This window comes from Kluyvera sp. CRP, assembly GCF_019930565.1.
GTDB lineage: Bacteria > Pseudomonadota > Gammaproteobacteria > Enterobacterales > Enterobacteriaceae > Kluyvera > Kluyvera georgiana_A.
This window is the reverse complement of record NZ_CP082841.1, coordinates 3489056-3512948: the sequence shown is the minus strand read 5'-3', so window position 1 is coordinate 3512948 and position 23893 is coordinate 3489056. Positions and strand designations below refer to the sequence as shown.

At 54.6% G+C, this 23893-nt stretch carries 26 protein-coding genes and 3 tRNA genes; 16 read left to right on the top strand and 13 right to left on the bottom strand.

Annotated elements, in window-relative coordinates; translation table 11 throughout:
- The gene (locus tag K7B04_RS16650; RefSeq protein ID WP_167575952.1) at nucleotides 1–861 is read left to right on the top strand and encodes an HlyD family secretion protein; all 861 of its coding nucleotides are present in this window, start codon (nucleotides 1–3) and stop codon (nucleotides 859–861) included.
- Nucleotides 858–2882 (top strand): FUSC family protein, encoded by a 2025-nt coding sequence (locus K7B04_RS16645; RefSeq protein ID WP_223802533.1) that lies wholly within the window; start codon nucleotides 858–860, stop codon nucleotides 2880–2882. The genes K7B04_RS16650 and K7B04_RS16645 overlap by 4 nt, the downstream gene beginning before the upstream one ends.
- Before the next feature lie 41 nt (nucleotides 2883–2923).
- Here K7B04_RS16645 and K7B04_RS16640 read toward each other — a convergent pair whose 3' ends face one another.
- Both K7B04_RS16640 and K7B04_RS16635 read right to left on the bottom strand, forming a co-directional pair.
- Nucleotides 2924–3820: an aldo/keto reductase family oxidoreductase gene (locus K7B04_RS16640; RefSeq protein WP_223802532.1), complete on the bottom strand. Its 897-nt coding sequence runs from the start codon at nucleotides 3818–3820 to the stop codon at nucleotides 2924–2926.
- A 50-nt stretch (nucleotides 3821–3870) separates the two neighbouring features.
- A complete protein-coding gene (locus K7B04_RS16635) occupies nucleotides 3871–4110 on the bottom strand; it encodes a DUF1289 domain-containing protein (RefSeq protein WP_064545717.1) in 240 nt (79 codons plus the stop codon).
- 143 nt (nucleotides 4111–4253) lie between these two features.
- On the opposite strand from K7B04_RS16635, the gene K7B04_RS16630 reads away from it, so the two are divergent.
- From K7B04_RS16630 to rnt, 4 genes are all read left to right on the top strand, one after another.
- Nucleotides 4254–4850, top strand: coding sequence for a TetR/AcrR family transcriptional regulator (locus K7B04_RS16630; RefSeq protein ID WP_223802531.1), 597 nt, complete (start codon nucleotides 4254–4256; stop codon nucleotides 4848–4850).
- Between the two features lie 55 nt (nucleotides 4851–4905).
- A complete protein-coding gene (locus tag K7B04_RS16625) occupies nucleotides 4906–6003 on the top strand; it encodes an alkene reductase (protein ID WP_163447460.1) in 1098 nt (365 codons plus the stop codon).
- A gap of 72 nt (nucleotides 6004–6075) precedes the next feature.
- Nucleotides 6076–6483 carry a lactoylglutathione lyase gene (gloA, locus tag K7B04_RS16620; RefSeq protein WP_043000807.1) on the top strand — a complete coding sequence of 136 codons (408 nt, stop codon included), beginning with the start codon at nucleotides 6076–6078 and terminating at the stop codon, nucleotides 6481–6483.
- A 102-nt stretch (nucleotides 6484–6585) separates the two neighbouring features.
- The gene (gene rnt / locus K7B04_RS16615; protein WP_163447459.1) at nucleotides 6586–7233 is read left to right on the top strand and encodes a ribonuclease T; all 648 of its coding nucleotides are present in this window, start codon (nucleotides 6586–6588) and stop codon (nucleotides 7231–7233) included.
- A 56-nt stretch (nucleotides 7234–7289) separates the two neighbouring features.
- On the opposite strand, the gene K7B04_RS16610 is transcribed toward rnt, so the two are convergent.
- Entirely contained in the window at nucleotides 7290–7634 is a 345-nt protein-coding gene (locus tag K7B04_RS16610; RefSeq protein WP_035896299.1) for a Grx4 family monothiol glutaredoxin, read from the bottom strand.
- A 340-nt stretch (nucleotides 7635–7974) separates the two neighbouring features.
- On the opposite strand from K7B04_RS16610, the gene K7B04_RS16605 reads away from it, so the two are divergent.
- Both K7B04_RS16605 and sodB read left to right on the top strand, forming a co-directional pair.
- Complete coding sequence (locus K7B04_RS16605) at nucleotides 7975–8751, top strand: C40 family peptidase (RefSeq protein ID WP_223802530.1); 777 nt, start codon at nucleotides 7975–7977, stop codon at nucleotides 8749–8751.
- Nucleotides 8752–8874: 123 nt separating this feature from the next.
- On the top strand, nucleotides 8875–9456 hold the full coding sequence (gene sodB / locus K7B04_RS16600; protein WP_163447457.1) for a superoxide dismutase [Fe]: 582 nt from the start codon (nucleotides 8875–8877) through the stop codon (nucleotides 9454–9456).
- 80 nt (nucleotides 9457–9536) lie between these two features.
- On the opposite strand, the gene K7B04_RS16595 is transcribed toward sodB, so the two are convergent.
- Both K7B04_RS16595 and K7B04_RS16590 read right to left on the bottom strand, forming a co-directional pair.
- Nucleotides 9537–10703, bottom strand: coding sequence for an MFS transporter (locus tag K7B04_RS16595; protein ID WP_223802529.1), 1167 nt, complete (start codon nucleotides 10701–10703; stop codon nucleotides 9537–9539).
- Between the two features lie 160 nt (nucleotides 10704–10863).
- Entirely contained in the window at nucleotides 10864–10953 is a 90-nt protein-coding gene (locus tag K7B04_RS16590; protein ID WP_163447455.1) for a YnhF family membrane protein, read from the bottom strand.
- A 294-nt stretch (nucleotides 10954–11247) separates the two neighbouring features.
- On the opposite strand from K7B04_RS16590, the gene purR reads away from it, so the two are divergent.
- Complete coding sequence (gene purR / locus K7B04_RS16585) at nucleotides 11248–12273, top strand: HTH-type transcriptional repressor PurR (protein WP_064545731.1); 1026 nt, start codon at nucleotides 11248–11250, stop codon at nucleotides 12271–12273.
- 3 nt (nucleotides 12274–12276) lie between these two features.
- On the opposite strand, the gene punR is transcribed toward purR, so the two are convergent.
- The gene (punR, locus tag K7B04_RS16580) at nucleotides 12277–13203 is read right to left on the bottom strand and encodes a DNA-binding transcriptional activator PunR (protein ID WP_163447454.1); all 927 of its coding nucleotides are present in this window, start codon (nucleotides 13201–13203) and stop codon (nucleotides 12277–12279) included.
- Between the two features lie 112 nt (nucleotides 13204–13315).
- On the opposite strand from punR, the gene punC reads away from it, so the two are divergent.
- Together punC and cfa are read left to right on the top strand one after the other, a co-directional pair.
- Nucleotides 13316–14509, top strand: coding sequence for a purine nucleoside transporter PunC (gene punC / locus K7B04_RS16575; RefSeq protein WP_163447453.1), 1194 nt, complete (start codon nucleotides 13316–13318; stop codon nucleotides 14507–14509).
- A gap of 298 nt (nucleotides 14510–14807) precedes the next feature.
- Nucleotides 14808–15956 carry a cyclopropane fatty acyl phospholipid synthase gene (gene cfa, locus K7B04_RS16570; RefSeq protein WP_163447452.1) on the top strand — a complete coding sequence of 383 codons (1149 nt, stop codon included), beginning with the start codon at nucleotides 14808–14810 and terminating at the stop codon, nucleotides 15954–15956.
- Nucleotides 15957–15995: 39 nt separating this feature from the next.
- Here the strand turns inward: cfa and K7B04_RS16565 are convergent, their stop codons facing one another.
- The gene (locus K7B04_RS16565; protein WP_163447451.1) at nucleotides 15996–16634 is read right to left on the bottom strand and encodes a riboflavin synthase subunit alpha; all 639 of its coding nucleotides are present in this window, start codon (nucleotides 16632–16634) and stop codon (nucleotides 15996–15998) included.
- 250 nt (nucleotides 16635–16884) lie between these two features.
- Between K7B04_RS16565 and mdtK the strand changes: the two genes are divergently transcribed.
- Nucleotides 16885–18258: an MdtK family multidrug efflux MATE transporter gene (gene mdtK, locus K7B04_RS16560; RefSeq protein WP_167575960.1), complete on the top strand. Its 1374-nt coding sequence runs from the start codon at nucleotides 16885–16887 to the stop codon at nucleotides 18256–18258.
- A 44-nt stretch (nucleotides 18259–18302) separates the two neighbouring features.
- Here mdtK and zinT read toward each other — a convergent pair whose 3' ends face one another.
- Entirely contained in the window at nucleotides 18303–18950 is a 648-nt protein-coding gene (zinT, locus tag K7B04_RS16555) for a metal-binding protein ZinT (RefSeq protein WP_223804185.1), read from the bottom strand.
- 274 nt (nucleotides 18951–19224) lie between these two features.
- Between zinT and K7B04_RS16550 the strand changes: the two genes are divergently transcribed.
- The 3 genes from K7B04_RS16550 (at nucleotide 19225) to K7B04_RS16540 (ending at nucleotide 19463) form a co-directional block, all read left to right on the top strand.
- A tRNA-Val gene (locus K7B04_RS16550) sits at nucleotides 19225–19301 on the top strand.
- 4 nt (nucleotides 19302–19305) lie between these two features.
- Nucleotides 19306–19382: transfer RNA gene (locus tag K7B04_RS16545), tRNA-Val, on the top strand.
- Between the two features lie 4 nt (nucleotides 19383–19386).
- A tRNA-Val gene (locus tag K7B04_RS16540) sits at nucleotides 19387–19463 on the top strand.
- A 48-nt stretch (nucleotides 19464–19511) separates the two neighbouring features.
- Here K7B04_RS16540 and K7B04_RS16535 read toward each other — a convergent pair.
- The 5 genes from K7B04_RS16535 to K7B04_RS16515 form a co-directional block, all read right to left on the bottom strand.
- Nucleotides 19512–19829 carry a putative quinol monooxygenase gene (locus K7B04_RS16535; RefSeq protein ID WP_163447449.1) on the bottom strand — a complete coding sequence of 106 codons (318 nt, stop codon included), beginning with the start codon at nucleotides 19827–19829 and terminating at the stop codon, nucleotides 19512–19514.
- Between the two features lie 156 nt (nucleotides 19830–19985).
- The gene (pspE, locus tag K7B04_RS16530) at nucleotides 19986–20324 is read right to left on the bottom strand and encodes a thiosulfate sulfurtransferase PspE (protein WP_167575962.1); all 339 of its coding nucleotides are present in this window, start codon (nucleotides 20322–20324) and stop codon (nucleotides 19986–19988) included.
- Between the two features lie 131 nt (nucleotides 20325–20455).
- The gene (locus tag K7B04_RS16525) at nucleotides 20456–21085 is read right to left on the bottom strand and encodes a carboxymuconolactone decarboxylase family protein (protein WP_223802528.1); all 630 of its coding nucleotides are present in this window, start codon (nucleotides 21083–21085) and stop codon (nucleotides 20456–20458) included.
- Nucleotides 21086–21215: 130 nt separating this feature from the next.
- On the bottom strand, nucleotides 21216–22199 hold the full coding sequence (locus K7B04_RS16520) for an aldo/keto reductase (RefSeq protein ID WP_223802527.1): 984 nt from the start codon (nucleotides 22197–22199) through the stop codon (nucleotides 21216–21218).
- Between the two features lie 16 nt (nucleotides 22200–22215).
- Entirely contained in the window at nucleotides 22216–22743 is a 528-nt protein-coding gene (locus tag K7B04_RS16515) for an NAD(P)H-dependent oxidoreductase (RefSeq protein WP_163447445.1), read from the bottom strand.
- Nucleotides 22744–22885: 142 nt separating this feature from the next.
- On the opposite strand from K7B04_RS16515, the gene K7B04_RS16510 reads away from it, so the two are divergent.
- Nucleotides 22886–23839, top strand: a complete 954-nt coding sequence (locus K7B04_RS16510; RefSeq protein WP_167575966.1) for a LysR family transcriptional regulator — start codon at nucleotides 22886–22888, stop codon at nucleotides 23837–23839.
- The last annotated feature ends 54 nt before the right edge of the window (nucleotides 23840–23893 follow it).

Sequence of the window (23893 nt, the reverse complement as noted above, 5' to 3'; positions counted from 1 at the left end):
ATGAAAAAATTAAAATATTTCTCAACGCTGCTGATTGCTGCCCTGGCCATTATTGCCGTCTGGATGGTGTGGAATTACTACATGCAGTCACCGTGGACGCGCGATGGAAAAATCCGCGCTGAGCAGGTTGATATCACGCCGCAGGTATCGGGAAGTATTCTGAGTCTGAACATCAAGGATAACCAGTACGTCAAAGCCGGCGACGTGCTGTTTCAGATAGACCCGACGCCGTGGAAAATCGCCATCATGAATGCGGAAGCAAAAGTGGCGAAAGCTCAGTCGGACCTGCTGCGGGCAAAACATGAAGTTGAGCGCCGTCGTGGTCTGTCGCAAAACTTTATCTCTGCCGAAGATATCGATACGGTCAACATCGCGCTAAAAGTGGCGCAGGCTAATGCTGACGCCGCCAAAGCTGAACTGGAGCACGCACGTTGGCAGCTATCGCAAACCGAGGTCAAAGCCCCCGTTGACGGCTGGGTCACCAATCTCACGACGCGCGTCGGTAACTATGCCGCCGTCGGTCACCCGGTTTTCGCGCTGATTGATAGCCACTCCTTCTATGTCGTCGGGTACTTTGAAGAGACTAAGCTTCGCCATATCCGTGAAGGCGACCGCGCCGATATTGTTCTGTATAGCGATGACAAAAAGTTACAGGGTCACGTATCCAGCATTGGCCGCGCGATCCACGACCAGAGTCTGGCCACTGACGGCAAGCTGGTTGCAGATATCAAACCGACCATCCCATGGGTACGTCTGGCCCAGCGCGTACCGGTGCGCATAGATTTAGGCGCGCTGCCGGCTGACACGGTACTGGTCGCAGGCACCACCTGTACCGTCTCAATCATGAGTGACCGACAATGACCTTTCCGGCGTTGACCTGGCAGTCACTGCCCTGGTTTAAAGCGACGCCGCCGCAATGGCGTTATGCGTTGCGTAACGCTATTGCCATGTGCCTGGCGCTGAGTTTCGCCTACTGGCTGGATCTTGATGAACCCTACTGGGCAATGACCTCCGCAGCCGTGGTGAGTTTCCCGACCGTCGGCGGAGTCATCAGCAAAAGCCTCGGACGTATTGCCGGCAGTCTGCTGGGGGCTGGCGCCGCGCTGATTATCGGCGGACATACGCTGACTGACCCATGGCTGTTTCTGTTTGCAATGTCCGGCTGGCTCGCGCTCTGCACCTGGGCGTGCGCGATGTACACCAACAACGTTGCCTATGCCTTTCAGCTCGCGGGCTATACCTGCGCCATTATCGCGTTCCCGATGATTAACGTCGTCGACGCCACGAAGCTGTGGGAAATTGCCCAGGCGCGCGTCTGTGAGGTGATCGTCGGTATTTTAAGCGGCGGGCTGATGATGATGATTTTACCCAGCACCTCCGATGGCACCACGCTGCTTAGCGCGCTAAAAAATATGCACGCGCGGCTGCTGGAACACGCCAGTATGCTGTGGCAGCCCGTCACCACCGACGCCATTCGCAGCGCACACCAGAGCGTTATCGCACAGATCCTCACCATGAATCTACTGCGTATCCAGGCGTTCTGGAGCCACTATCGCCTGCGTCGGCAGAATACGTTATTAAACTATCTACTCCATCAGCAATTGCGTCTGACCAGTGTGATTTCCAGCCTGCGCCGCTTGATGCTCAACTGGCCCAACGCGCCGCAGAATTTACGTCCGGTACTGGAATCACTGTTGCAGGCGCTGGCCAGACCCGATTGCGATGCCTACACCGTCGCACGTATTATCGCCCCGCTGGCGCCCAGCGATCCGCAGGACTACCGACATCATGCATTCTGGAGCCGGCTCCGCTATTTTTGCCGTCTCTATCTGACCACCAGCCATTGGCTGTTACGGCTGCAAAATGCGACCGCGGTCAGCGAATTTAACGTTCCCGCCGCCCCCGCCTTGATGCGTCACACTGACCACGCCGAAGCGGCCTGGAGTGGCATTCGCACCTTTTTTGCCCTCGTCAGCGTGGGAGCCTTGAGCATCAGCACGCAGTGGGAGTCCGGCGCGGCAGCGCTGACGCTGGCCGCCATCTGCTGCGTGCTCTACTCTAACGTCCCCTCGCCGTTCAGTTCACTGACGCTGCTGATGCGTACGCTGATTCTGCTGTCCATCTTCAGCTTCGGCGTCAAGTTTGGCCTGATGGTGCAAATCAGCGACCTGTGGCAGTTCATGCTGTTCCTGTTCCCGCTGCTGTTGACGATGCAATTGTTAAAGCTGCAAATGCCGAAACAGGCGCGGCTATGGGGCTCGTTGATTGTTTTCATGGGATCGTTTATCGCCGTCACCAACCCACCGGTTTACAATTTTGGCGATTTTCTCAATGATAACCTGGCGAAAATTATCGGTGTGGGGTTGGCATGGTTGGCTTTCGCCGTGCTGACGCCCGCGTCAGACGCGCGCAAAAGTCGCCGCCATATTCGTGCGTTACGCCGTCACTTCGTCGACCAACTCAGTCGTCACCCTTCCAGCAGCGAGCACGAGTTCGAATCGCTGGTGTACCATCACGTCAGTCAGTTGAGTACTAGCCAGGATGAGCAGGCACGGCGCTGGCTGCTGCGTTGGGGGGTGGTACTGCTGAACTGTTCGCATGTGGTTTGGCAGCTGCGCGGCTGGGAATCACGATCGGACCCGCTCTCTCAGGTACGAGATATGTGCATTAGCTTATTGCGTGATGTCATGAGTGAGCGCGGCGTTCAGCAACGCCCGCTGGCCGCCACGCTTGAAGAACTCCAGCGCATTTGCCAAACCCTCTCCCATCACCACCAGCCAGCGGCGGCGGAGCTGGCATCGATTCTCTGGCGACTGTATTGCTCACTCTCGCAGCTTGAGACTGCGCCGGCTCCCGGCACGCTGACCGAGCAAACGGCGTAAAGAAAAAATAGCCCGGCGACGCCGGGCTATGAAGGTAATGATTACGGAACGTCGTAACCCAATGCGGCTTTACGAATGCGGAACCACTGCTGGCGCGTCATGTCGAGAGACTGCGCAACGATCGCCGAGCGCACGCGCTCAATTTTGCCGGAACCGATAATCGGCAGCGGCTGCGACGGTAGACGCATGACCCACGCATAGACCACCTGCTCGATGCTGCCCGCATTCAGTTCATTTGCCACCTTCGCCAGCTCATCGCGCAGCGGCTGGAACTCCTCGTCATTGAATAAACGACCGCCCCCCAGGCATGACCAGGCCATCGGACGGATACGCAGTTGTTGCAGCTGATCCAGCGTGCCATCCAGCAGCGTAGACTGGTGAATCGGCGAAATTTCAACCTGATTCGTCGCCAGCGTAAAGGGCAGACGCGACTGCAGCAGCGCGAACTGCGCAGGGGTAAAGTTAGAGACGCCGAAATGACGTACTTTGCCGCTCTGGTGCAGTGCGGTGAACGCCTGCGCCACTTCATCCGCATCCATTAGCGGGTCCGGACGGTGAATCAACAGCAGATCGATCACATCCGTCGCCAGGTTACGCAGCGACTGCTCAGCGCTGTGAATGATGTGGTTACGATCGGTAATGTAGTGACCCAGCGCATGCTCTGGCTTGGCGGTGGTGGCGATACCGCACTTGGTGACAATTTCCATGCGCTCGCGCAGATGCGGCGCCAGCTTCAGCGCTTCACCAAACGCCGCTTCGCACTGATAGCCACCGTAAATATCCGCGTGATCGACGGTCGTCACGCCGAGATCCAGGTGTTCCTCAATAAAGCTCACCAACTGGCGCGGGGACATGTTCCAGTCCATCAGACGCCAGTAGCCCATCACGAAACGTGAAAATTCCGGGCCCTGAGGCGCCAGGGTAATACGTTGAACCATAACCACTTCCTCAATGAAAAAATATCAATCGAGTATACGCACTTTTGCGCTTAAAACAGTGAGGGCTGCTGAGGTTCTTCCGCGTCGGGCGCTTTACCTGCGCGCAATTTGCGCAGTAGCCGCTGACGGCACAGCCGCAGCACCTCCTGTTTTTGCGCATCGCTCATATTCTGCCAGTGAAAACGCTCATCGCGGCTGCGAAAACAGCCACGGCAGAAACCGCGTTCATCCGACTGACAAATTCCCCGGCACGGACTTTGAACCGGGAAGAACTCCAGTTGCTCCGCCACCTTAGCCCCCTATTTACCTCGTCATCCCTTCATTGAAGACGTTTAATTCAGCGGGCGCAACTTTTCTCCCGTTTGATGCGCGCCAGACGGCATTTTCAAAAATTCATTTGCATTAGACCAATCGGTCTATTACAGTGCCTATCATGAGCAAATCGATTGAACATGATACCCGTGAACACATTCTGGCTACCGGCGAGCGTCTTTGCATGCACCGCGGTTTTACCGGAATGGGTCTGAGCGAACTCCTGAAAACGGCAGAAGTGCCTAAGGGCTCGTTTTATCACTATTTTCGTTCAAAAGAGGCGTTTGGCGTGGCCATGCTGGACCGGCATTTTGCCGACTATCACCAGCGGCTGGTGCAGCACTTTACGCAAGGCGCGGGAAACTACCGCGACCGCCTGCTGAACTACTACCAGCACACGCTCGAACAGTTTTGCCAGCAGGGGTTGATTAGCGGCTGTCTGACCGTGAAGCTCTCTGCTGAAGTGTGCGATCTTTCCGAAGATATGCGCGCTGAAATGAATAAAGGCGCCAGCCAGATTATGGTTTTGCTGGCGCAAGCGCTGGAAAATGGCCGCCGTGAAGGCTGCCTGACGTTCAACGGCGAAGCCGAAACCACAGCCCAGGTGCTCTACTCTCTGTGGCTGGGGGCGAACCTGCAGGCGAAAATTTCGCGCAGCTCGGCACCGCTGGAAAGCGCGCTGACGCACGTCAGGAATCTGATTGCCACGCCGGAGTGATCCCGGCGTTTTTATTTCCTATACCACTAGACGACCGGTCTACTCAGGAGTCACCATGTCGCAAGAAAAACTGTTTACCCCACTGAAAGTGGGTGCGGTTACCGCCCCGAACCGCGTGTTTATGGCCCCGCTGACGCGCCTGCGCAGCATTGTACCGGGCGACATTCCTACTCCGCTGATGGCGGAATACTATCGCCAGCGTGCAAGCTCTGGCTTGATTATCACCGAAGCCACTCAGATTTCCGCTCAGGCGAAAGGCTACCAGGGCGCTCCGGGTCTTCACAGCCCAGAGCAGATTGCCGCCTGGCAGAAAATCACCGCTGGCGTTCACGCCGAAGACGGACGTATCGCCGTTCAGCTGTGGCACACCGGTCGTATTTCGCACAACAGCCTGCAGCCAAACGGTGAAGCCCCGGTGGCACCGTCTGCGCTGAGCGCCAATACCCGTACCTCGCTGCGTGACGAAAATGGCCACGCGATTCGCGTCGATACCTCGATGCCACGCGCGCTGGAAACCGCAGAAATCCCGGGGATCGTCAACGATTTCCGTCAGGCCATTGCCAACGCGCGTGAAGCCGGTTTCGACCTGGTAGAGCTGCACTCTGCGCACGGCTACCTGTTGCACCAGTTCCTCTCTCCTTCCTCTAACCACCGTACCGATCAGTACGGCGGCAGCGTTGAAAACCGCGCCCGCCTGGTGCTGGAAGTGGTTGATGCCGGTATTAAGGAATGGGGTGCCGAGCGTATCGGTATCCGCGTCTCGCCAATCGGCACCTTCCAGAACGTCGACAACGGCCCGAACGAAGAAGCCGATGCGTTGTATCTGATTGAAGAACTGGGTAAACGCGGCATTGCTTACCTGCACATGTCCGAACCTGACTGGGCCGGCGGCGTGCCGTACAGCGACGCGTTCCGCGAAAAAGTACGTGCCCGTTTCCACGGCCCGATTATCGGTGCGGGCGCCTATACGCCAGAAAAAGCGGAAGCGCTCATTGAAAAAGGATTAATCGATGCCGTGGCCTTTGGCCGCGACTATATCGCTAACCCGGACCTGGTCGCGCGTCTGCAGCGCAAAGCCGAGCTCAACCCGCAGCGCCCGGAAAGCTTCTACGGCGGCGGTGCGGAAGGTTACACCGATTATCCTACGCTGTGATCCTGCATTGATAGCGGCGGCGTTCCGCCGCTATACTAGTGAGATTATTCATAAGTAAGGACGAGGGATATCATGCGTTTACTGCATACCATGCTGCGCGTCGGCGATCTGCAACGCTCCATTGATTTTTACACCAAAGTTCTGGGCATGAAGCTGCTGCGCACCAGCGAAAACACCGAATACAAGTACTCTCTGGCATTTGTCGGTTACGGCGAAGAGAGCGACGAAGCGGTGATCGAGCTGACCTACAACTGGGGCGTGGATAAATACGAGCTGGGTACGGCCTATGGCCATATCGCCCTCAGCGTTGATAACGCCGCGGAAGCCTGCGAACGCATTCGCCAGAACGGCGGCAACGTAACCCGTGAAGCTGGCCCGGTAAAAGGCGGCACCACGGTGATTGCGTTTGTGGAAGATCCGGACGGTTATAAAATCGAACTGATCGAAGAAAAAGATGCCGGTAAAGGTCTCGGCAACTGATTCTCCTCGGGTGCGCGAGCGCACCCGTTTTTTACCCGCCTTTCCAAGCCGCGGCAAAATTTGCCATAATGCGCGCTACTTTTTCTGAGTTAAGAGATTCTGATGTCCGACAATGCGCAACTTAATGGTCTATGCGACCGTTTTCGTGGGTTTTATCCTGTAGTCATCGATGTGGAAACTGCCGGATTCAATGCCAAAACGGATGCCCTGCTCGAAATAGCGGCAATTACGTTGAAAATGGATGAGCAAGGCTGGCTGATGCCGGACACCACGTTACACTTCCACGTTGAGCCGTTTGAAGGTGCCAACCTCGAACCGGAAGCACTGGCGTTTAACGGCATCGACCCCAATAATCCACTGCGCGGCGCGGTAAGCGAATACGATGCTCTGCATGCCATCTTCAAAATGGTGCGTAAAGGCATGAAAGACAGCGACTGCAACCGCGCGATTATGGTGGCGCACAATGCCACTTTCGATCACAGCTTTATGATGGCCGCAGCCGATCGCGCCTCGCTTAAGCGCAACCCGTTTCACCCCTTCGTCACCTTTGACACCGCCGCGCTAAGCGGGCTGGCGCTGGGGCAAACGGTGTTGTCTAAAGCCTGCATCGCTGCGGGCATGAATTTCGACAGCAGCCAGGCCCACTCTGCCCTGTACGATACCGAGCAGACGGCGATCCTGTTTTGTGAAATCGTCAACCGCTGGAAGCGCCTGGGCGGCTGGCCGTTGCCCATCGCGGCTGACGAGTAGCGGCATAAAAAAAGCGACCCATGGGTCGCTTTTTTGTTTCAGTGCCTGTTAGCCAATTACTCTGCTTTCGGCTCTTCCGCATATTTCGCTGCGGTTTCTTTGATCAGCGGCTGCAATTCACCACGCTGATACATTTCAATGATGATGTCGCAACCGCCGACCAGCTCGCCGTCAACCCACAGCTGCGGGAATGTCGGCCAGTTGGCATATTTTGGCAGCTCCGCACGAATGTCCGGGTTCTGCAGGATATCAACATAAGCAAAGCGTTCGCCACAGGCAGACAGTGCCTGAACGGCCTGCGCAGAGAAGCCACAGCTTGGCAGCTTCGGGGAACCTTTCATGTACAGCAGGATCGGGTTTTCAGCGATCTGGCGCTGAATTTTTTCAATTGTTTCGCTCATTGTCTTGCTTCCTCAAACTTCTTTTTACGGCAGTAGTCCACCATTGTAGCGTTTTGCGGCCTGAACAGAAAATAACATTTTATTCACGCCTTACTATTTTATCGTCTGATGAGAGAAGTTGCCTTATAAATATGTGTTTATCGGCAGGCGGATAAAAAACTTGTTCATTTTTTAACTGAACCTGTATCAAATGATGTTTTTTTTTGCACTTGCTAACGAAACAGCGTTTTAGAGTGAAAAACACTATTAACATTTCGTGTTTTTATGGATTAGAATCGTTGAGTTTTGTAAACCATACCCAGGCAAGGATATTTAGCCTGCATACTCAGAGGGTTGTTCAGTGGCGCAGATAAAAAAATGGTCGTTCACGCTCTGTGCATTGTTGTTTACATCATTATCCTTCACGCCGTTGGCGCATGCTACAGGGCATGCCAAAACACCCACGGCGCAAAAGTCGCTTCCCGTAAAAGGCAGCGAACGTAAGAAAAAGAATACGGTCAGCAAATCCAACACCAAGAAAAAGACCGCCACTACCGTTACGAAGAAAAAAACCACATCGGTTGTCGCTAAAAAAGCGGCCCCCACCTCTCGCAAAACCGCCAACGTGGTGACCACCTGTAAGACGACGCGTAAAGGCCATAAGAAAACCTGCACCACTAGCCCGGTAGAAACACAACCCACCACGATTGCGCAGGCACACAAGGTTCGTGTCCAGAAAGCGCAGAAAACCGCGATGAACAAACTGATGGGTCAGTTGGGTAAACCTTACCGCTGGGGGGGGAACTCACCGCGTACAGGCTTCGATTGCAGCGGCCTGGTTTACTATGCGTATAAAGACCTGGTAAATATCCGCATTCCCCGCACCGCGAACGAAATGTATCACTTACGCGATGCCCGCCCGGTGAACCGTAGTGAACTGGAAAGCGGCGATTTAGTCTTTTTCCGTACCCAAGGCCGCGGCACCGCCGATCACGTCGGCGTATATGTCGGTAACGGCAAATTCATTCAGTCGCCGCGTACCGGTCAGGATATTCAGATTACCTCGCTCAGCGAAGATTACTGGGTCCGCCATTACGTTGGCGCCCGCCGCGTGGTGACCCCGAAGACCATTCGTTAATCACTTACCCCGTTTGTTAATAAACGGGGTAAGCTTATCTTTTCTCTCACCTTTTAATTTGCTACTCTATCCATACTCAATACAGGGTTATTGAGAGTACACAATAATAAAAGGAGAGTAGCAATGTCGTTCGAATTACCTGCATTACCGTATGCCAAAGACGCTCTTGTTCCACATATTTCCGTGGAAACGCTCGAGTATCATTATGGTAAACACCACCAGACTTACGTTACCAACCTGAACAACATGATCAAAGGCACCGCGTTTGAAGGTAAAACGCTGGAAGAGATCGTGCGCACTTCTGAAGGCGGCGTGTTCAATAACGCAGCTCAGGTCTGGAACCACACTTTCTATTGGCACTGCCTGGCGCCAAATGCCGGTGGCGAACCGACCGGTGCTGTCGCAGAAGCCATTAATAAATCCTTCGGCAGCTTCGCAGAGTTCAAAGCGCAGTTCACCGATGCCGCTGTGAAAAACTTCGGCGCTGGCTGGACCTGGCTTGTGAAGAAAGCAGACGGCTCTCTGGCCATCGTGTCGACCTCTAACGCGGGCACTCCGCTGACGACCGACGCCAAGCCGCTGCTGACCGTTGACGTGTGGGAACATGCTTACTATATCGACTACCGCAATGCGCGTCCGAACTACCTCGAGCACTTCTGGGCTCTGGTTAACTGGGCATTCGTAGCTGAAAATCTGTCAGCATAAGTAGCAAAAAACCCAGCGTCGCAAAGCTTCGCCGGGTTTGATTGATTAACGCAGAGGGAAACGCCTTCTGCGTTTTTTTGTTACTGGCTGGCGAAGGCCTCTTCACCATGACGACGGCCGCTCATGAACACCACCAGCAGGGCCAGCGCGGCGACAATCGCCCCCATCACCGGCACAAAGCTGTAGCCCAGTCCACCGGAAATCACCGCCCCACCGGCCACCGCACCCAACGCGTTACCCAGATTAAACGCCCCAATATTGACCGAAGATGACAGCCCCGGCGCTTCGTGCGCCACACGCATGACACGCATCTGTAACGGCGGTACCACGGCGAAGGTTGCCGCGCCCCACACCACCATGCTGAACGCGGCACCGACCTGTGTTTGCGCAAGGAACGGTATGGCCAGCATGATAGCCATTAACAGCAGCAGGAACCCCTTCAGCGTGCCGCTGACTGAACGGTCAGCAAATTTGCCACCGAGGTAGTTACCGATAGAGAACCCAACGCCAATCAGCACCAGCATCAGCGTAATGAAGCCCGGCGTCGCATCCGTGATCGTATGCAACACCGGTGAGATATAGGTGTAAAGCGTAAACATCGCGCCAGCGCCGAGTACGGTGGTCAGCAGTGCGGAAAGCACCTGTGGGCGCACCAGCACCGACAGTTCACGTTTCACATCAGGTTTTTCACCCGCCCCCCCCTTCGGCAAGGACAACCACAGACCGATAATGGCGATAATCCCCAGTCCCGCAGTCGCCAGGAACGACATACGCCAGCCGATTGTTTCACCCAGCCAGGTTGCTGCCGGCACGCCGCCAATATTGGCGATCGTCAGACCCATAAACATCGTCGCCACCGCGCTGGCCTGCTTATGTTTCGGCACCACGCTTGCCGCTACCACTGAACCCAGGCCAAAGAACGCACCGTGGTTCAGGCTGGTAATAATGCGCGACAGCATTAAGGTGGTGTAGTCCGGCGAGATGGCCGACAGCACGTTGCCAAGGGTAAAAATGGCCATCAGAAAGATCAGCGCGTTGCGGCGGGCACGATGAGAAAGCAGCAGCGTCATCAGCGGCGCACCGACCATCACGCCAACCGCATAGGCGCTAATCAGCATACCGGCAGCCGGGATCGAGACGTCAACGCCCTTTGCGATGACCGGCAGTAACCCCATCGGCGAGAATTCGGTGGTCCCTATGCCAAAAGCCCCAATGGCCAGCGCGAGTAAGGGAAAATTGATTTTCATGCAAAAGCTCCGATTGGCCGCACGACAGACGCGGCATGGCAATATAGGGCAAAAGCATGACATTAATCACAGAAAAGCAGAAGTGTACAAAACAGCAAAAGATTATTGCTAATTTGCTAACAATCAGACATGAGGGCGCGAACGCCCCCTCATGGAAGAATCAATGCAGAACAGCGGTAAGTCCAGCGGCGACGATCAACGCCAGCACAATAACGGTCGTGGTGAGTGACATCTTAAGTTCGGTACTCATCAATTTTTCTCCTTTTTATGACCACAGCAAAACTGAGCTCACTCATTTTTGCACAGATAATCGTAAAAATCTTCACAGATTTAGCAGGATGTTGGTTTTTGCTCTTCCACTTTGCGTCCGGATACGTCAAAATTCGACGCTTATTTATAAGCGTACCGGCCATTGACCCCCTCCTGTCGTCCTGTATCGTTTTCCTGGCGAACCGCAATCCACAAAATTGCGTCAGGGTGTATAAAGGCAAACGTTTTCGTTTCGAGTTTATCAGGGGCAGGCCAGGGTCTGGAGTGAGATGGAATGGCAACAATTAAAGATGTAGCGAAGCGCGCAAACGTTTCCACTACAACCGTATCACATGTAATTAACAAAACGCGTTTTGTCGCCGAAGAGACGCGGGAAGCGGTGTGGGCAGCGATTAAAGAGCTGCACTACTCGCCAAGCGCCGTTGCCCGTAGCCTGAAGGTCAACCACACCAAATCGATTGGTTTGCTGGCGACCAGCAGCGAAGCGGCCTACTTTGCTGAAATTATCGAAGCCGTTGAGAAAAACTGCTTCCAGAAGGGCTATACCCTGATCCTTGGCAACGCGTGGAACAATCTCGAGAAACAACGCGCCTACTTGTCAATGATGGCGCAAAAACGCGTTGATGGCCTGCTGGTGATGTGTTCCGAATATCCGGAATCCCTGCTCTCAATGCTGGAAGAGTATCGCCATATTCCAATGGTGGTGATGGACTGGGGCGAAGCCAAAGCCGACTTTACCGACTCGGTCATCGACAACGCCTTCGAAGGCGGCTATATGGCGGGACGTTATCTGATCGAACGCGGCCACCGTGATATCGGCGTCATTCCTGGCCCGCTGGAACGTAACACCGGCGCAGGACGCCTGGCTGGCTTTATGAAGGCCATGGAAGAAGCGCAAATCAATGTTCCGGCAAACTGGATAGTCCAGGGTGACTTCGAGCCGGAGTCTGGCTATCGCGCTATGCAACAGATTCTCTCCCAGCACCCGCGCCCTACCGCTATCTTCTGTGGCGGCGACATCATGGCCATGGGCGCGCTTTGCGCCGCCGATGAAATGGGGCTGCGCGTGCCGCAGGATATTTCGCTGATCGGGTATGACAACGTGCGTAACTCACGTTTCTTTACCCCGGCGCTGACCACCATTCATCAGCCGAAAGACTCACTTGGTGAGACGGCCTTCAATATGCTGATGGATCGTATCGTCAGCAAGCGCGAAGAGTCGCAGTCGATTGAGGTGCATCCGCGCCTGATCGAGCGACGTTCCGTGGCCGACGGCCCGTATCGCGATTACCGTCGTTAAGGGTTAACTGTGGGCGTCCTGAACGGGCGTCCGTAGCCACTCATCGTTTAGCGTCTCGCTATCCCCCAAATATTCCAGCAGCCAGCTTAATGCCGGCGACGCTTCGCTCTGTTGCCAGGTCAGACAACAGGCTGCATCCGGGAACGGATTCTCCAGTTCCAGCGCAACCCACTCTCCGCTTTCCAGCCACGGCTGCGCCAGATGTCCCGGCACCATCGCCGCACAAAGTCCGGCAGAAATACAGGTCTCCGACGACGACCAGTCCGGCACCACCACCCTCTTCTGGTTATCAAGCAGCCAGGTCGTTCGCTTGGGTAGCGACCGTGAGGTGTCTTCCCGTACCAGCGACGGCCAGTTGCGCAGCACGTCATCGCTCAGCGGCCCATCCATCTTCGCGAGCGGATGCGTACTGGCCACCACGCAGTGCCAGTTGAGCATGCCCATGTCGCGAAAGGCAAAACGGCCACCAACCGGGATGGCCTGCGTCGCGCCAATCGCCAGCTCCACGCGCCCATCCGCCAGCGCATCCCAGACGCCGTTAAACACTTCCTGATAGACAATCAGTTCGACGTCGCTGAAGTGGCGATAAAAATCGACAATCAGCTGACGGGTGCGCTGAGGTTTCACGATGTTATCAACGGCAATCGCCAGCTGGCCGCGCCAGCCGTTGGCAATCTGCTGACACTGCTGACGGGTGATCTGCATTTTTTTGATAACAGAACGCCCTTCTTTGAGAAACCATGCTCCCGCAGGCGTTAATTCAACATCCCGATGGCGACGTTCAAACAACGGCACCGCCAGCCATTCCTCAAGCTGTCGCACCGTATAGCTTACTGCAGAGGGCACCCGGTGTAGCTCCTGCGCCGCGGCGCTAAAGCTACCGTTGCGCGCGACCGCATCAACCACTTCCAGAGAATATTCAGACCACATTTTCTGCCTGCAAAAAATTTGAATCCATGCCTCAAATATTAGCGTTTCACAACCGGGAATGCACTCTCTACACTCAGCGGCACAGTGTGAACTACGATAAAAAAGGCAATTTATGCAACCTGGGAAAGGATTTTTAGTCTGGCTCGCGGGACTGAGCGTGCTGGGCTTCCTGGCTACCGATATGTACCTACCGGCGTTCGCCGCCATTCAGCAAGACCTGCAAACGCCGGCATCCGCCGTCAGCGCGAGCCTGAGTCTGTTCCTCGCGGGTTTCGCCGTGGCGCAGCTACTGTGGGGGCCGCTGTCTGACCGCTATGGCCGTAAACCGATCCTGCTGGCCGGTTTGACCATTTTTGCCATCGGCTGCCTTGGCATGCTGTGGGTTCGCGATGGTACCACCCTACTGGTGCTGCGCTTCGTGCAGGCGGTTGGCGTTTGCGCCGCCGCGGTGACCTGGCAAGCCATGGTTACCGATTATTATCCCGCTCAGCGCACCAACCGTATTTTTGCGACCATTATGCCGCTGGTCGGCCTGTCACCTGCGCTGGCCCCGCTGCTCGGCAGTTGGCTGCTGGCCCACTTTGATTGGCAGGCCATCTTCGCAACGCTGTTTATCATTACCCTGGTATTGATGCTGCCCGCTCTGCGCCTGAAGCCTGCCCACAATAAAAACGTCGCCAGTGAAGAGAAGCTCACGTTTTTACGTCTGCTGCGCAGTAAGGACTACCGCGGCAACGTGCTGATTTACGCCGCCTGCTCCGCCAGCTTTTTCGCCTGGCTGACCGGTTCGCCATTTATTCTGCATGAAATGGGCTACAGCCCGACGGTGATTGGTCTGAGCTATGTACCGCAAACCATCGCCTTCCTGATTGGCGGCTATGGCTGTCGCGCGGCGCTGCAAAAATGGCAGGGTAGCCAAATGTTGCCGTGGCTGCTGGTGCTCTTTGCGCTTAGCGTTATCGGGACCTGGGGCGTCGGCCTCGCGGAAGGCGTCTCCCTGACCGCGCTGTTGATCCCCTTCTGCATCATGGCAACCGCCAACGGGGCGATTTATCCCATTGTCGTTGCGCAGGCGCTGAAGCCCTTCCCACAGGCAACTGGCCGAGCTGCCGCGCTACAGAACACGTTGCAGTTGGGGCTGTGCTTCCTGGCAAGCCTGGCGGTCTCAACGCTGATTGCAACACCGTTGCTGACCACCACGAGCGTGATGCTGGTCACCGTGGTTCTCGCCGGCATTGGCTACCGCATGCAGCGCTCTGCACGTCGTGCTGAACGTCAAAATGAGCACGCGAGTTCCCACGCCTAAACATCACTCATATCAATGCCATAAGAAATGATTAGGGCGCTAAGTTTTTAGTTGAATCAATACACTTAGCGTCCTATACTGGATCGGCATCACATAATTAATATACATTAAACTAATTAAGCGGGAGCAGGATAGCTTCCCGTTAAACCATGGATTGGCTTTCGGCAAGGGGTTCTTCCCTTCCTCTGTGCTACGTCGGATAGCAGGCTCACGAATTTTTCGTGACATTTCTCACAAACCAGAAAAAAGCGTCTACGCTGTTTTAAGGTTCTGATCATCAGGTCGGGATGGAGAAGCTATGAGCTCATCGTGTATAGAAGAAGTAAGTGTACCGGACGACGACTGGTATCGCATCGTTAGCGAGCTGCTAAACCGAGCAGGTATTGAAATCAACGGCAATGCCTCCTGCGATATTCAAGTCAGAAATCCGCGTCTTTTCAAACGTGTTTTACAAGAAGGTTCGTTAGGCCTTGGCGAAAGCTATATGGACGGTTGGTGGGAATGTGACCGTCTCGATATCTTCTTCGACAAGGTGCTGCGCGCCGGATTAGAAAATCAACTTCCGCACCATTTCAAAGATACGCTGCGCGTTGCCGGCGCTCGTCTGTTTAACCTCCAGAGCCGCAGACGCGCCTGGCAGGTTGGCAAAGAACACTACGACCTTGGCAACGATCTTTTCAGCCGCATGCTTGATTCATTTATGCAGTACTCCTGCGGCTACTGGAAAGAAGCCAAAACGCTGGAAGAAGCCCAACAGGCCAAGCTCGACCTCATCTGCCAGAAGTTGCAGTTGAAGCCGGGAATGCGCGTGCTGGATATCGGCTGCGGCTGGGGTGGTTTAGCCGCCTTTATGGCGAAAAACTACGGGGTTAGCGTCAAAGGGGTTACCATTTCCGCCGAACAGCAGAAAATGGCGCAGGCGCGCTGTGAAGGGCTGGATGTGGAGATCCTGCTTCAGGATTACCGCGACCTCAACGATCAGTTCGACCGTATCGTCTCCGTGGGAATGTTCGAGCACGTGGGCCCGAAAAACTACGACACCTATTTCAACGTCGTCGACCGCAATCTGAAGCCCGATGGTCTGTTCTTACTGCACACCATTGGTTCGAAGAAGACCGACAACAATGTCGATCCGTGGATCAACAAATACATCTTTCCGAATGGCTGTTTACCCTCAGTTCGCCAGATTGCCGTCGCCAGCGAGCCTCACTTTGTGATGGAAGACTGGCATAACTTCGGCGCTGATTACGATACCACGCTGATGGCCTGGTACGAGCGTTTCCTCGCCTGCTGGCCGGAAATCGCGGACAACTATTCTGAACGATTCAAGCGAATGTTTAGCTACTATCTCAACGCCTGTGCGGGCGCGTTCCGCGCGCGGGATATTCAGCTATGGCAGGTGATGTTCTCCCGAGGGGTAGAACACGGTCTGCGCGTCGCGCGCTAGTACTTCAACGCCTGCACCGTGTGGTGCAGGCGTTTTCTTTTACTCTGCAATCGCCTGGGTCACCGCGGCTTCTTTTGCCGCCATCACGCGCTCTACGGTGTCGACAACCGCCTGAGTTTGCGGATCAATCTCGATATTCACGCGATCGCCAAGGCGTTTTTTACCCAGCGTGGTACGCTCCAGCGTTTCCGGAATCAGGTGCACGCAGAAGCGAGTCGCCGTCACTTCCCCAACGGTCAGGCTAATGCCATCAATCCCGATAAAACCCTTATACAAAACATATTTCATCAGCGATGGATCCTGGATTTTAAACCAGATCTGCTTGTTGTTTTCCGAGGTCAGAATTTTTGCGACTTCCGCAGTGGTCATAATATGACCCGACATTAAGTGGCCGCCAATTTCATCGCTGAATTTCGCCGCACGCTCGACGTTAACCAGATCGCCCACCTTGACATCGCCCAGGTTGGTAATGCGCAGCGTCTCTTTCATTAAGTCGAAGCTAATCTGGTCGCCGTTAATTTCCGTGACCGTTAAGCAGCAGCCGTTGTGGGCCACTGAGGCGCCGGTCTCAAGGCCAGACAGCATATGTTCCGGCAGCGCCACGACGTGGGTGCGGAAGTTAGGTTTTTCATCAATGGACACGATTTTTGCCGTGCCCTGCACAATACCAGTGAACATATCGTTAACTCCTGTTAATCATCGTACCGGTATCGCTACCGGTTTATCTGCTACGCACAATAGCAGTTGATAAAACAGGTTGCCACCTTCCGCGGCACGCCCCCTTTTTTTTGACTAGATTAATAGCAAATCCTCGCTACAATATCGGAGCAATTCCTCTATTTATTCTTCTTGCTGCCGGTTAAGGCGGCTTATCTGTCTCCCGTGCTCACGTACGGCGAGAATAAATAACAACAATACAGGTGTTCACGTGCAGAAGTATTTTAGCGAAGCGCGTCAGTTATTAGCTCTGGCTATCCCGGTTATCCTTGCGCAGGTGGCCCAAACAGCAATGGGGTTTGTCGATACGGTCATGGCTGGCGGCTACAGCGCCACCGATATGGCCGCGGTGGCGATCGGTACCTCCATCTGGCTGCCGGCGATCCTTTTTGGTCACGGTCTGCTGCTGGCGCTGACGCCGGTTATTGCTCAACTTAATGGTTCCGGCCGCCGGGATCGCGTCGCCCTCCAGGTTCGCCAGGGTTTCTGGCTGGCCGGTTTTGTCTCAATATTAATCATGGTGGTCCTGTGGAACGCCGGGCATATCATTCGCGCGATGCATAACATTGACCCGGCTCTGGCGGATAAAGCCGTTGGTTACCTGCGCGCGCTGCTCTGGGGCGCGCCGGGCTACCTGTGCTTCCAGGTGGCGCGTAACCAGTGTGAGGGGCTGGCGAAAACCAAGCCCGGTATGGTTATGGGCTTTATCGGCCTGCTGGTGAATATTCCGGTTAACTACATCTTTATTTACGGTCATTTCGGCATGCCGGAGCTGGGCGGCGTGGGCTGCGGCGTGGCGACCGCGTCGGTTTACTGGGTGATGTTCTTCAGCATGCTCTACTACGTTCGCCATGCGGGTTCAATGCGCGATATTCGCCATAGTGAGCGTTTCAGCCGCCCGGATTTCGCCATTCTGAAGCGTCTGACCACGCTCGGGCTGCCGATTGCGCTGGCGTTGTTTTTTGAGGTCACGCTATTCGCAGTCGTTGCGCTGCTGGTTTCACCGCTGGGGATCGTTGACGTTGCCGGTCACCAGATTGCGCTCAACTTCAGCTCGCTGATGTTTGTCCTGCCGATGTCGCTGGCGGCGGCGGTAACCATCCGCGTCGGCTTCCGTCTGGGCCAGGGTTCAACGCCGGACGCACAGGTTTCCGCGCGTACCGGTTTGGGCGTCGGAATATGCATGGCAGTCTGCACCGCGGTATTCACTAGCTTGATGCGTACCCACATCGCCTTGCTGTATAACGATAACCCCGAAGTCGTCACGCTCGCTGCCCAGTTGATGCTGCTGGCTGCGCTATATCAGATTTCAGATTCAATCCAGGTTATCGGTAGCGGTATTTTGCGCGGTTATAAAGATACGCGTTCAATCTTCTTTATTACCTTTATCGCCTACTGGGTGCTGGGTCTGCCGTGCGGCTACGTACTGGCGCTGACCGATCTGGTGGTTGAGCGGATGGGCCCGGCGGGCTTCTGGTGGGGCTTTATTATTGGCCTGACGTCGGCGGCAGTGATGATGATGCTGAGAATGCGCTTCCTCCAGCGCCAACCCGCATCGGTCATTCTACAACGCGCCGCGCGTTAATGTGGCTAGCCCCCTCGCCGACTCAGGCTGAGGGGGCGCTGCGCTTAATGGTGCAGCATCTCATCCACTACCTGCTTTTTGGTCAACTGGTACGGGTAGTAAGTCGGCCAGTTGTCCATCTCTGTCAGCAAGGCTTCCTGAGATTTATTCCCCATAAAAATATGGAAGTGAGCGGATTTTCTCGGCCCAATAATATGGTCGCTGAACTGCACGTATTTCGGCGCAGCGCTGTTTGCATCCTGACACTCAAACAGATAGCGCACGCCCTTTTTACCTGATGCGTAGGTTAAGACTTTGTGCCCGGCGTAGCGGTACTGGCAAGCGCTGACCTTATCACCAACGTGAAATTCCATGACGCCATTTTCAATACCGATCATATTGACGTTGGTCGCATAGCCCGTGCGGTAATATTCTTTTATCTGCCCAAAGGTTTTACTCTTGTCTTTCGCGGCTTTTTGCTGGAAAACCGGATCCAGGTCGCCGGAGAGCAACAGCGGATTCACCGACTCCCACACCCCGTCCCAGTCTTCCAGGGGACGATCTTTTACATCGGCAACATCAAATATCCCTTCTGCCGCCTTCTGTTCTTTTTCCGTCAGCGGCTGACCGTGATCGTGGTGCCCATGTGCCAGCGCCTGGCCACTTACCAGTAACGCCCCCGCCACCAAAACCATTTTCCCCAGATGTTTCATTTGCATTTTATCCTTACCGTTTGCGCGAAAAAACAAACGTTATAACATAACATTTTCAATTTCAATCATCAGGGACAAAAAGGGTCGTTAGATGGATTGTCCGAGCAAAGTGACAACACGATAAAATCGAAGGAGATCAACGAAGTTAGATGAACCGCAGAAAAATGCAGCAGAGATGGGCAAAAGTTCTCCAGTCGGGTGAAATCACACATTTTCCGCTTGCCACAGCACGCGGCTGCCGCTAATATTCGTCCCCGTTGTCGCAAGCAACAATGCGTTCGTAGCTCAGTTGGTTAGAGCACCACCTTGACATGGTGGGGGTCGTTGGTTCGAGTCCAATCGAACGCACCATTATGCGTTTATAGCTCAGTTGGTTAGAGCACCACCTTGACATGGTGGGGGTCGTTGGTTCGAGTCCAATTAAACGCACCATTATGCGTTCGTAGCTCAGTTGGTTAGAGCACCACCTTGACATGGTGGGGGTCGTTGGTTCGAGTCCAATCGAACGCACCATATCTCCTCGATATGGCGCTTTTCTTCTCTCTCTTCTGCGAATCAATCTTACAGTTTTGTTAATCGCTGTACGTTGATGCTTTCCAGTTTTCCATCCAGAATTGCCAGAAAATCATCATGATAGGGCATCGCTACGTGCTTTTTCAGATCGGCTTCCGACTTCCAGCGCTCAATAAAAACAAACGACACACCACCTTCATTTGCCAGTTCGCGGACATCGGGAATCGCCCGGCTTTCATGCAGATCGTACTGTAAGCACCCCGCTTCCTGATGCGTGAGAGGCACCATCGCCTGCGCAGCTTTTCTGATGGTATCGATATGTTCCTGGCGGGGCGTCAGGGTAGCAACAATCTTAACTTCGCTCATGTGAGATCCTTCGTGCGTCAATAACAAAATCGGGTGGTTGCACTGGGGAACCACCCGGATACCTGAACTATTGAGGCTAGCAACGTCGTCTCGATTACGCCAATCTATCTTTTATCAACGGGAAAGCCGCTAGCCTACCGCGGGTGGAGAAAAGCGCTATTTTACCAGGGGCTGTTTTTTCTCGACATCTTTCAGGCCGCCTTCATTAACTGCATTTTTATAGCCCATTTTTTGCAGCAGCGTTTCCGCTTTGCCTGACTGATTACCGGTGTTGCAGTACAGATACAGCGTGTCATTCTTATCCTGCGTCACTTCCCCAATGCGTTCAGCCAGCTGCTTAAGCGGAATATTCACCGCGCCCTGCACGTGCGTCTCCTGATACTGATCCGCAGTACGCACATCAATCCAGTGTTCCGCAGCCCAGGAGGCAGTGGACGTCAGCAGTACCGCGCCAGCAAGCAGCATGTTTTTCAGTAATCGGGTTGGTTCAGACATGATATTTCCTCATTATTGAATGTCATGTCGAATTATAGCCCTTTGTTTTATATGGAATAGGCGAAAAACTCGGTAAAAGGTGACCTGAGTCGTGGATAGGTCTTTTTACCGACTGCTCGCCGTTATGCCGGCTAATTAAGATACTGCGCCAGCACCGCGCGAGCATTAGCCGCAATATCGGGCGCGCATTTTTCCGCTAGCACGGCGACAAAGGCGTGAAGCTGTTCCGGCGTGATACCGTTGTTGCAGCTAATCGCGTAATGGCTTTTCAACTGACTCTCCGCCCCGGGTATCGCCGCCAGAGCCGAAATGGTTGCCAGCTCGCGCGCGGACCAGCTCAGTACATCGCGCTGGAAGATATCACCAAACAGATGCGCCTTCAGGTAGACATCAATAACGGGGGCAAAATCGAATAACGGCCCGCTAACCCTCTGCCCCACCAGCCGAGTCTGATTTTCCGTCCCCGCCGCCAGGCTGTCCCAGTTTTCGGGCAGCGGTGTCGCGGTGTTTCCTTCCTGATCCACGATCCCTCTTGCCTGACGGGCTTTGACCACTGACATAAAGCAGCCCAGCGCATTCAGGCTACGCGGGAAGCCGCAGTAGGCGTATAGCTGTACCAGAACCTCTTTGATTTCATTTATCGATAAACCGGCATCCAGCCCCTCATTCAATGCCTGCGTCAGTTTGTCTATGTCGCCGCGCGCGGTGAACGCCGCAATTGGGATCATCGCCTGTTGTTGATTATTCAGTGAGTTTTGCATTGTCTTTTCTCCGTGAGGGGGCCGCGTCCCCATTAGCAGGTAAGTGCGAACAGTATAGTGAGCTCATTTGCGCATGATTAGCGCGGATAATCAGAACTGGCCTATGATTCAATTTCATAAATCCAGGTCGTTACTTGCCAGAGAACCGCAGGATTTCAGCCGGATAGCGTTCGCCCTGAATCGTAATATTGGCCCCTGCAATGCGCTGTAAATCCTGTACATCCAGCCGCACATTGAGTGCGCCAATGTTTTCTTCAAAGCGACTCAGACTACGAGTGCCAAACAGCGGGACAATCCACGGTTTTTGCGCCAACAGCCACGCCAGGGCAACCTGCGCGGGAGTGGCTTGATGACGATCGGCAATTTCGCGAATCAGCATAATCAAACGCTGGTTACTGGCACGCGCCTCCTCGGTAAAGCGAGGCGTTTTGGCACGAATATCATTGCTATCAAATACCGTTTCAGCATCTATTTTTCCGGTTAAAAAACCTTTCCCCAATGGACTGTAAGGCACCAGACCAATACCCAATTCTTGCAGCGTGGGTAGCACCTGTGCTTCAGGCTCGCGAGTCCACAAAGAGTATTCACTCTGTAACGCCGCCAGAGGTTGAACCGCATGAGCGCGGCGAATAGAAGCTTCGCTGGCCTCGGACATTCCGAACCAACGTACTTTTCCCTCCGCTATCATATCTTTTATCGTTCCTGCGACATCCTCCATCGGAACATCAGGGTCGACACGATGCTGATAGCAGAGATCGATATAGTCTGTGCCAAGACGCTTCAGACTGCCCTCCACCGAGCGGCGAATCTGTTCTGGCCGACTGTTTACGCCTCCCCGATGCTCACCGGTTCGTTGATCGATATCCCAGCCAAACTTGGTGGCAATTTTGACCTGGTGGCGCAGCGGCGCAAGCGCCTCGCCTACCATCACCTCATTGGTCCATGGGCCGTACACCTCAGCGGTGTCAAAAAAATCCATCCCGCGAGCCACCGCGCTGCGCAACAGTTCAATCATCTGCCCCCGGTCCGGCAGATCGCGTGCTTTGCCATAGCCCATTGCCCCCAGCGATAGTGCGGAAACCTCCAGTCCTTGCCCCAACTTACGTTTGATCATTTCTCGCTCCTCTGCATTATTTCTCTGCCAGTAGCGTCGCGAAACGGGCCTGAAAATCGGCGACCTTATCTTGATTACCGCTCGCCACCTCATAAAACGCCAGCGGCTTGCAATAGTGCATCCCCACGTAGCGAGCGCTGGCCCTCATCGGCGTCAGTACCTCTTCCATGGTGTTATTCAGCAGACCATCATGCGAGTAAGTAAACTCACTGGCGCCTGCAGTTGTCACTATCTGCAGCTGCTTATTTTTTAACGCCGTACCGCCCGTACCAAACGCCCAGCCGTACGTCCAGACTTCATTGAGATAGGCTTTGAGCATCGGTGTCAGATTAAACCAGTGGGTGGGATAGAGAAAAACCACCCGTTCCGCCTCACGGTAAGCCGCCTGTTCAGCGACAACATCAATGGTCGCCACTTCATCACCGTATATCGTCTCAAGGTTACGAACCGTCACGTTGTCTGCGTTTTCTGCCGTTCGTTGCAGGGCGCGGATCACCCTTGATTGGGAAAAATAGGGATGGGAAACAATCACCAATGTCTTCATAGCGTCTTCACCTTATCGCGTTCATCTTGAATGACAGGCAGTATGCCGCCGATGATTGATAACCTTAATAGCGTTTATGGTTGAATCGCCTTCAACCTAAAGTTAATAATGGTGAGCCATGAATCCCGTTCAGGAGACCACAATGGAACTCTCACAACGCGTTCGCGCGATGACATCCTTTATCGATGCTGCCGATGCCGGTAGCTTCGCCGCCGCCGCGCGTCTTCAGGGGGTAAGTACTGCAGCCATCAGCAAAAATATCGCCGGGCTTGAGCAAGCGCTAGGTGTCCGCCTGATGAACCGCACGACACGAAAGCTCAGCCTGACTGAAGAAGGCGCGGCGTTTCTCCAGCAAGCGCGTATCGCTATCGCCGCACTGGATACTGCCGTCGATACGGTAGTGGCGGGCAAAATGGAAACCCGTGGACATGTGCGTATATCCACTAGCGCCGCTTTTGGCCGCGAACAGCTCCTGCCCGCGTTGCCGGGATTACGTCAACGCTACCCCGGGTTATCCGTAGAAGTGGATTTTGACGATCGGGTGACCGATATCGTCCGCGATGGCTACGATCTGGCCATCCGCGGCGGGCGTATCATCGACTCCTCGCTGATTTCGCGCCCGGTATGTCAGCTCAACATGGTGCTGGTCGCCTCTCCGGATTATCTGGCAGAGTACGGCATACCGCAGACACCAGAGGATCTCAAAAAGCACCATCTGATCGCCCGTCGATTTCTCGGCGGACGGGTATCTCCGTGGGGATTCAGTGGCAAAGACGGTAGCCTGACCACCCTTGAGCCCGACTCGGCCGTTATCACCCTCTCCGCCCCCGAAGCTCAGCTTCAGGCGGCCCGGCTCGGGCTGGGGATTGCGCAGGTGGGGGTCCATCATGCCATCACGCACCTGCAAACCGGTCAGTTGAAAGTATTACTTTTTGGCCAGCATGATCCTGGCAGCTATGAAATGGTGATTCAGTATCCACATCGAGCGCTGATTGCCCCCCGCGTACGGGTAACGATTGAGTATCTGCTGGATACCCTGAGGCAGGATCCCTCGCTGCATTTCCCGCTTTCCAGACTGGCGGAGTTCGCGGTATAGGCAATAATGAATATATTCATCACACAAATAATGCATTTCATGCTGCCTGGGCGG